Raw genomic sequence first — 7,912 nt, 5'->3', positions numbered from 1 at the left:
TGGTCAATGGGTTCTAGACAAGCTCCATTTTCCTTGAAAAGACGGGCATTCTCGGTTTAAACCGCCGTCGGCGCCCCGAGCAACATCGGTGGATCAAGGTTAAAGACCTGCTGGACTTCGCCGGCGGGTTAAGCGACAGCGGCATTGGTTTTATCAGCCTCACCGATGCGATCGACACCACGACCGCTTCCGGGCGCTTCTTCTTCAACGTTATGGCTTCCCTGGCCCAGATGGAGCGGGAGCTCATGGCCGGCAACGAAGACCGCCAAGGTTCCAACTCCGTAGCCGCTGCTGTTAGTGCACGGGACTTCTGAAGATTCGGATGACCGTGCACGGGACTTCTGACAACCCGAGTCAACAGTCCTCTGCACTCGCCCCCCACTTCCGCGGGATCCAGTACAGCGGACTTCTGATACTGACACCCGCACCTGCCTCCGCGGTGCCCGCACCTGTGTGATTAGGTAGGGCGATTTGCCGCGCCGCCCTATCCAGCCGGTGACTGTTGGAGCAAGATAACCCCATGAAAAAAACAGTTATCGCCGGTCTCGCAGCGCTCATGATGGGGCTCGGCGCCATCACTTTCGCAGGCCCAGGCAACGCAGTGCCCGAGCCGTCGCTGATCGCGGGGCAGATCATGGTCAAGTTCCGAGACGATGCGTCGGCGGCCGGGGTACTGCGCCGCCATGGCCTCAGCGACGGCCCGGGGATTGGCAGTACCGGCGTCCATCTCATCGCAGTGCCGGACGGTAAGGAACTCCAACTCATTGACGCCCTCAGCCGGAACCCGGCCGTGGAGTACGCCGAGCCGGACCTGGTGGTTACCGCCGCTACAAACGACCAGTACTTCCCGAGCCAGTACGCCCTGCAAAATGTTGGTCAGCCTTTTACCAACACCAAAGGCGACATAAAAATAGCCGCAGGCACGGCGGACGCCGATGTGGACGCCGTCGAAGCGTGGACCTTCACCACCGGAAGCGGCATCAAGGTTGCTGTCCTCGACTCAGGTGTGGCCAACGACAACCCCGACATCAACCCGAAGGTTGCTGCACGGGCCAACTTCACCAACGGGGAAACTGGTGACGACAATTACGGCCACGGTACCCACGTGGCCGGCATCGTTGCCGCCAGCCACAACACCCAGGGCGTGGCCGGGACGTGCCCTGCATGCACCATCCTCGACGGAAAAGTGCTGAACGACAGCGGGATCGGATCCAGCTCAGGCCTTGCGGACGGGATCAACTGGGCCGTCAGCAACGGCGCCAAGGTGATCAACATGAGCCTCGGGGTGCGGGCGTCCCGCACCCTCGAAACCGCCGTCAATAACGCGTGGAGCAAGGGTGTGGTGCTCGTTGCGGCCGCAGGCAACGGCGGCAACCAGACCAAGATCTACCCCGGCGCGTACCCTAACGTCATCGCCGTCGGCGCCACCGACAACTTCGACAACAAAGCATCGTTCTCCACCTACGGAGCCAGCTGGGTGGACGTCGCAGCGCCGGGGGCCAACGTCTACTCAACGTTCCCGAACCACGAGTTCGTCCTCAGGGCGCAGTACAACCGCTCTTTGGGATACGACGTCGGCAATGGAACCTCAATGTCCTCAGCGGTCGTCGCCGCCACTGCCGCGCTGGCCTGGAGTTCCCACCCCGGTGCCACGAACATCTCAGTCCGCGCCAACGTCGAACTGACCGCCGAGAAGATTACCGGCCAAGACTCCTACTGGGAACATGGCCGCGTGAACGCCTGCAAAGCAGTCGGCGGTTGCCCATAGCCCTGGAAGCGGTCTGAGTCAGGACTGGAGGGACTGCATCACCGATAGGTGCCCGGCGCGGGCGGCGATGAGGCACTTGGCCAGGTAGAAGGGCCGGTTCGCGTGCCTGACGTACTGCGTCAGCACGAGGACCGGATCCGGCGCCCTCAGGTCGAGGAGCTTGGCGCGGCTGGGCCCCACCTGGCTGAGGCTGATCTGGCACTCGCCGGGCCCGAGAACCTTGCCGAAGCGGTTGTTCAGGCTGGCAAGCAGGGTGCTCCCGCCGTCGTCGTCTATGTCCAGCGGCGCGGCGGCGGAACTGCTGCCCAGGCTCACGGGCAGGGCGGAGATGTTTTCCTGCAGGTGGGCGATTGCCTCGCCGTCGCGGATCAGGACGGATTCCCAGAGCCAGCAGTCGGCGCCAGGCTCCACGCCGACGCCGGGGGCGACGAATTCGGAGGCGGGCTGCCGCTCGCGTTGGATGCGTTTGATTTCGAGGTGCTGGCCGGGGCCGCCGAGGACTTCCTCGAACGGGCGGATCCGTTCGATGCCGATGCGGGGGAGGGTGTCCGAGACGAAGCGTCCGACGCCGCGGCGGGCCCGGATGAGGCCGTCCTCTTCGAGCAGCATGAGTGCTTCGCGGACCACGGTGCGGCTGACCTTCATGTCCGCGCCGAGCTCGGTTTCGGTGGGGAGCATCGAGCCGGGCGTCAGGAGGCTGTTGCGGATGGCTTCGGCGATCCGGGAGTACACCGCCACGCGGAGGGGTGAGCCGGGCTGGGCGGCCACCGGCTGGGACAGGAACCGGACGGCGTCCTGGTGCACTTTTTGCCTCGCTAAGTGGTGATGGAGGTTCCAGCCTAACAAGTGCTACGCGTTTGTTGGACAAGGACAACCTGGAGGCATTTTTCGGCACCGGCGCGGACCCTTGGCGGGAGCCAACCGGGGAGTTTTCCGGCCCTCTTGCGGGGGTCATCCTCCGAGCGGAGAATGGCCTCACTGGCGGGGTTCCATATCCTACTCCGCCGTGGATATGGGGCTTCGCCGAAGCCCTATTCCAGGAGATATTTATGAACATCAAACGCACCTCCGCTGCCGCGGCTGCCGCAGTATTTGTCGTGCTTTTTGCAGGGGCGGTCCCTGCCTCAGCCGATATTGCCGACCCGCACGCCGCCTGCACCGGACTGGGCATCTCGGACCATGCCGTGGCTGACGGACCCGGGGCCGTTCCCGCCATCATCAACGAGATCAAAGGGGCTGCCGCTTTCTTTGGTTTCGATAATGCGGGCCAAATTGTGAGCAGGTTCTCGCAGGTCCATGCCGGCACGCACGTGCCGGGCTGCGAGGAAGCCATTGAGGACATTCTCGTCGCCGGACCATGACCTCATTGAATCGAAAAGGGCTAAAATTAAGGGAAAGAAAATGAACACAACCAAGAAATCACTGGCGGTTTTCGCTGTCGTTTTTGCCGGGTCGCTGGGATTCGCTCCTTCCGCCTCGGCGACCATCCATCCGATCGTGGAGTCATACGATTGCGCGAGCGGAACCGCTTTCGAGAGCCATCCGCTGGGCGACGTGGCCGACCCGCCGGGAGTCACGCCCGGCTACGGCAGCCACTCGGATACGAGTACGCTGCGGTCACTGCTCGCGACGACGGACGAATTCACGGACTTCTCGAGCCCGGCATGGTCGGACTTCAAACTCAACGGCGAATGCGGGCATTCTGGTCCGTGAAACGCCGACGGGGCGGCCCTGTACGGGGGAGGGCCACACCGGCAGTTGGCAAAGAGCAGTCGCGGGAACCTTACCCAATAGACCACGCCACGCCACAAGCCCCGGTCCCGCCACGGCCGAAGGCTGGCTGCGCCAGCAGTGAACATTTGTGCACGCGCTCTTGGTCCGTCTGGGATCCCGATGCGGGACTAAAGCCTACTCACCAGTAACAATGAGGTGGACGGAGGTGTTTGCCGAGGGAAGAGGGCTCCGCTGAGGAGCCCTTTTTCGTGCGCACATTCGTGCAGCCTGTGCCGCAAAGGCTTTCAGTCTGCCTAGCATGTGAGAACCCCCGGCCAAGGCTTGGTTGACACGAAGAACCACAGCACCGGCCGGCCCCACCCCGTTGACACATAAACAAAGAGGTTTCGATGTCACTGCTTTCCAGGACCCTGTCCATCACCGCGGCCGCCGTCCTTGCCGGTTCCCTGGTTACGGCTCCCGCCCAAGCGGACTTCGTTGAGGTTTCCCCACCGGGAGCCAACGACTGGTCCTGCAAACCGACCGCCGAGCATCCGTACCCGGTCATCCTGGTGCCGGGAACCTTCGAGAGCATGGAGAAGAACTGGTCCACCCTGTCGCCGTACCTCAAGAGCGCCGGGCACTGCGTTTTCGCCCTCAACTACGGCGAGACGAACGGCGTGTATGCCACCGCCCCGGTGGCCGACTCGGCACAGGAACTTGCCCCGTTCGTGGACGCGGTCCGCGCCGCCACCGGCGCCAGGAAAGTGGATCTTGTGGGCCACAGCCAGGGCGGCATGATGCCCCGCTACTACATGGGCTTCCTCGGCGGAGCCAAATACGTCCACCAGCTCATCGGCATCGCCCCCTCCAACCACGGCACAGAAGGCGTGATCATCCCGCCGCCGGGCTTCGTTCCGGATCCGGACTTTACTGGCCTGGGCTGTGCTGCCTGCGCCGACCAGCAGGCGGGATCGGCTTTCATGCAGAAGCTGAACTCCATCGGCGATACTGTAGCGGGACCGTCCTATACCGTCATCTCCACGGTTTACGACGAAGTTGTCATTCCGTACAACAGCCAGTTCCTTGACGGACCGGCACGGCAGGTAACCAACATCACCATCCAGGACAAGTGCCCGGCTGATGTCTTCGAACATGACCAGACGCCGAACGACCCCGTGGTACACCAGATAGTGGCCCATGCACTCGGCAAGCCCTCCGGCCCAGCGGACCCGGCCTACCAGCCCGCCTGCGTCTAGCCGTCGTGCCGGCGGGAGTTCAGGGCGTCGAATCAGCCCGACGCCGCAGGCTACAGTGTCTCGGGAATCGCGCGCCCCAGGAAGAGCGTCGAGTACTGTCTCCGATACATTCTGCGCCCCACGAGTCGGTAGGGAAGGCGGACCGCCCGGGAATCCTAACAGCCGTCGTGCCACCTGCCTGTGCTGCTCCTGTTCGGAGCCGGTGATGGTGCGGTCCTCGGCGAGGCGTTCGGCCACGTTCTTCTTCGGAAGGCGGTGCAATGCGCAACGTGTGCCATGGGGCACGGCACGGTTAAGGGAGCGGCTGCCGCTAGCCGACGGCTACCGCACCGCCGAGCGTGACGTACGTCCGCCGTCGTCGTTCCGGCCGTCTCGCACTGGCCGTCGGCCCGGGCCACGCCTTCGCGGCGCTGTTGCCGGGCGAAGCGGCGAAGATCCACACGTCCGGCAATGTGGGGCGGTTTCCCGCTCGCTGAGGCAGGTCGTACCTTCACTGACGCTGCGGGGCGGTGCCTCTCCATGCGGAGTGTTGGGCGAGGGGGTTCAGGTTCAGGACGGACTGCACTACCTTTCTCGTATGGCCATGGGCAAGCAACGGTGCTCTGACCCCCTGCAGGAATTTCTACTCAGAAGGAGTGGGAAAGGTCATGAATCAACGAACCAAAATATTCTTTGCTCTCGTCGTCCTGTTGCTTGTTGTTGGCGGGGCGGCACTTTTTGTCTCCGAAAACACCAAAAGGAGCCGGGCCGGGGAGTACACCCCGCAGGTCAACCCTGCCGATTTCAGCACCAAAATCACCAATAAACACTTTGCCCTCCCCGTCGGCAAAAAGATGACTTACGAGACCACCGAGCAGGGAAGCGTCACCGAGAGGATTGAAATCGAAATCCTGAAGGAGACCAAGACCATAGAGGGCGTTGAGACGGTCGTCTATCTGGATAAGGAATACAAGAACGGGCAGCTCGTAGAGGAAACCCGGGACTATCTGGCACAACACAAAAACGGTGACGTGTGGTACTTCGGCGAGGACGTGAACAACTACTGGAATGGGATGTTGCTGGACCACGCCGGCAGCTTTCTCCACGGAAAAGATGGGGCAAAAGCCGGCATCTGGATGAAGGCCGAGCAGCGCGTTGGCGATTCCTATAGGCAGGAATTTTACGTTGGTCATGCAGAAGACATGCGGGACGTCGTCGCTACCGGCGAGACCGTCGCCACGAAAACCCGCACCTACACCGACTGCATCAAGGTTTACGACTGGACGCCGCTCGAAAAGAATTCCCGGGAGCATAAATATCACTGCCCCGAGGTCGGTGCGCTGGTCCTTACCGAGGACCTGCAGACAGGAAGCCGGTCAGAACTTGTGAAAGTTGTCCAGCCCTAGCCGTCCCACCGCACATCCGCCTGCCGTCATGCCGCACGACGGAACGTCCGGCCGGTGTGCGCCCGGCCGGACGTTCCGCTAAAAAACAGTTGTCGAGCCCACCCCCGGGTTTCGACCGGCTCAACCAACGACCAGCCCCGGCACTCCGTCCTGGATAGCGAAGGAGGCTTTCGTGCTGACGGGGGATCCCGGCGTCGTGACGTAGTCCAGCACCCGGAAGTCCGCGGTCATTGCATCCTTCGTGATGCGGGTGTTCACGTAGCCGCGGTTGTCGTTATAGAACTTCAGGTGCGGGTTCCAGGCCATGACCGGGTCCGTGGTGGAGCCGGTGCCGTTGCCGGTGGAGGAGATGGACGTGCAGACGAGTTCCGAGCCCACCACGGGGGAGGCGGGGTCCTTGTAGTCGACCTTGAGGTCGTTGGCCCAGTTGCGGTGGACGTCGCCGGTGAGGACCACGGCGTTGCGGACGTTCGCGTCCACCCAGCCTTGGGTGATGCGGCGGCGGGAGGCGGCGTAGCCGTCCCATCCGTCCATGGAGACGTCGTCGATCTCGGGCGCCTGGTTGCGGTCCTTTTCGGCGAAGAAGACCTGCTGGCCCAGGATGTCCCAGCGCTGGGTGGAGTTCTTGAAGCCGTCCAGCAGCCATTTCTCCTGTTCGGCGCCGGTGATGGTGCGGTCCTCGGCCAGGCGTTCGGTGACGTTCTTCTTCCAGCCGTCCCCGGCGAGCTGGTCGTCGCGGTACTGCCGGGTGTCCATCATGTGGAAGTTGGCCAGCTGGCCCCACTGGATTGTGCGGTAGATCTTCATGTCGAACCCGGCTGGCACTGACGAGGCCCGCAGCGGCATGTTCTCGTAGTATGCCTGGAACGCGGCGGTGCGGCGCTGCCGGAACCGCTCGGTGGTGTCGTTGAGCTGGGCGGCGTCCTTGTTCTCCGGGATCTCGTCCGCCCAGTTGTTGTCCACCTCGTGGTCATCCCACACCACCAGCCACGGCGCGACCGCGTGCGCGGCCTGCAGATCGGCGTCGGACTTGTACTGCGCGTGCCGCTGCCGGTAGCCGGCCAGGCTGGAAGTTTCGGGGCCCTGGTGGTCGCGCGGGTTGCCGCCGCCGATCACGTAGCTGTCCTTCTTGTACTCGTAGATGTAGTCGCCGAGGTGCAGCACCAGGTCCGGGTGGTCCTGGGCGAGCCGCGAGTAGGCGGTGAAGTAGCCGTGCTCGTACTGCGAGCAGCTGGCGAACGCCATGGCCAGCGCCGCCGGCGTCTCGTGCGGCGCCGGGCTGGTGAGCGTGCGGCCCACCACGCTGACGTGCCGGCCGGTGCGGAACCGGTAGAAGTACTCGCGCCCCGGCCGCAGGCCCTTGAGTTCGACGTGCACCGAGTGCGCGGTTTCGATCCGGGCCTGCTCGACGCCGCGGGCTACTACGGTGCGCATGCCGGCGTCCTCGGCCACTTCCCAGGCCACCGCGACGTTACGGGAGGGCATGCCGCCCTGGCCGTCCTCCGCCAGAGGGTCCAGAGCCAGCCGGGTCCAGATCACGAAGCCGTCCGGCCACGGCTCGCCGGAGGCGATGCCCAGCAGGAACGGATCGGTGCGGAGGCCGGCGTCGTCCGCTGTGGAAACGGCGACGGCGGCACCCGGCCAGGCGGCGACGAGCCCGGCCCCGAGACTGGCGGAAAGGAGGGATCTACGTGAAATGTTATCCATGGCTTCGACCGTAGGCAGGCCGGTTGGACAGTTTGTAAGGACGGCGTGAATGGGTGGTTAACTGCGTGACAAAAACTGTC

At 63.7% G+C, this 7,912-nt stretch carries 8 protein-coding genes; 6 read left to right on the top strand and 2 right to left on the bottom strand.

From position 1 onward, the window contains the following. The first annotated feature begins 26 nt into the window (after window positions 1–26). Entirely contained in the window at window positions 27–314 is a 288-nt protein-coding gene (locus tag NG696_RS21155; RefSeq protein WP_445260423.1) for a recombinase family protein, read from the top strand. Window positions 315–520: 206 nt separating this feature from the next. Beyond that, a complete protein-coding gene (locus NG696_RS00805; protein WP_252563103.1) occupies window positions 521–1,768 on the top strand; it encodes a S8 family serine peptidase in 1,248 nt (415 codons plus the stop codon). Between the two features lie 18 nt (window positions 1,769–1,786). On the opposite strand, the gene NG696_RS00800 is transcribed toward NG696_RS00805, so the two are convergent. Beyond that, a complete protein-coding gene (locus tag NG696_RS00800; protein ID WP_252563106.1) occupies window positions 1,787–2,572 on the bottom strand; it encodes a GntR family transcriptional regulator in 786 nt (261 codons plus the stop codon). A 245-nt stretch (window positions 2,573–2,817) separates the two neighbouring features. On the opposite strand from NG696_RS00800, the gene NG696_RS00795 reads away from it, so the two are divergent. From NG696_RS00795 to NG696_RS00780, 4 genes are all read left to right on the top strand, one after another. Next, window positions 2,818–3,129 carry a hypothetical protein gene (locus NG696_RS00795; protein ID WP_252563109.1) on the top strand — a complete coding sequence of 104 codons (312 nt, stop codon included), beginning with the start codon at window positions 2,818–2,820 and terminating at the stop codon, window positions 3,127–3,129. Window positions 3,130–3,169: 40 nt separating this feature from the next. Then, entirely contained in the window at window positions 3,170–3,481 is a 312-nt protein-coding gene (locus NG696_RS00790; protein ID WP_252563112.1) for a hypothetical protein, read from the top strand. 410 nt (window positions 3,482–3,891) lie between these two features. Further along, window positions 3,892–4,740, top strand: a complete 849-nt coding sequence (locus NG696_RS00785) for an esterase/lipase family protein (protein ID WP_252573547.1) — start codon at window positions 3,892–3,894, stop codon at window positions 4,738–4,740. Window positions 4,741–5,387: 647 nt separating this feature from the next. Next, window positions 5,388–6,125 carry a hypothetical protein gene (locus tag NG696_RS00780; protein WP_252573546.1) on the top strand — a complete coding sequence of 246 codons (738 nt, stop codon included), beginning with the start codon at window positions 5,388–5,390 and terminating at the stop codon, window positions 6,123–6,125. Window positions 6,126–6,245: 120 nt separating this feature from the next. Here NG696_RS00780 and NG696_RS00775 read toward each other — a convergent pair whose 3' ends face one another. Further along, complete coding sequence (locus NG696_RS00775; RefSeq protein ID WP_252573545.1) at window positions 6,246–7,832, bottom strand: alkaline phosphatase D family protein; 1,587 nt, start codon at window positions 7,830–7,832, stop codon at window positions 6,246–6,248. Window positions 7,833–7,912 lie beyond the last annotated feature (80 nt).

Source organism: Pseudarthrobacter cellobiosi (assembly GCF_023913755.1).
Lineage (GTDB): Bacteria > Actinomycetota > Actinomycetes > Actinomycetales > Micrococcaceae > Arthrobacter > Arthrobacter cellobiosi.
The sequence above is the reverse complement of the archived record's forward strand: the minus strand, read 5'-3'. Positions and strand labels throughout refer to the sequence as shown.

Bases quoted from the DNA above. Each gene is read 5' to 3' on its own strand.
- NG696_RS00805 (WP_252563103.1), top strand. From the start codon at position 521: ATGAAAAAAACAGTTATCGCCGGTCTCGCAGCGCTCATGATGGGGCTC.
- NG696_RS00795 (WP_252563109.1), top strand. From the start codon at position 2,818: ATGAACATCAAACGCACCTCCGCTGCCGCGGCTGCCGCAGTATTTGTC.
- NG696_RS00775 (WP_252573545.1), bottom strand. From the start codon at position 7,832: ATGGATAACATTTCACGTAGATCCCTCCTTTCCGCCAGTCTCGGGGCC.
- NG696_RS00780 (WP_252573546.1), top strand. From the start codon at position 5,388: ATGAATCAACGAACCAAAATATTCTTTGCTCTCGTCGTCCTGTTGCTT.
- NG696_RS00785 (WP_252573547.1), top strand. From the start codon at position 3,892: ATGTCACTGCTTTCCAGGACCCTGTCCATCACCGCGGCCGCCGTCCTT.
- NG696_RS00790 (WP_252563112.1), top strand. From the start codon at position 3,170: ATGAACACAACCAAGAAATCACTGGCGGTTTTCGCTGTCGTTTTTGCC.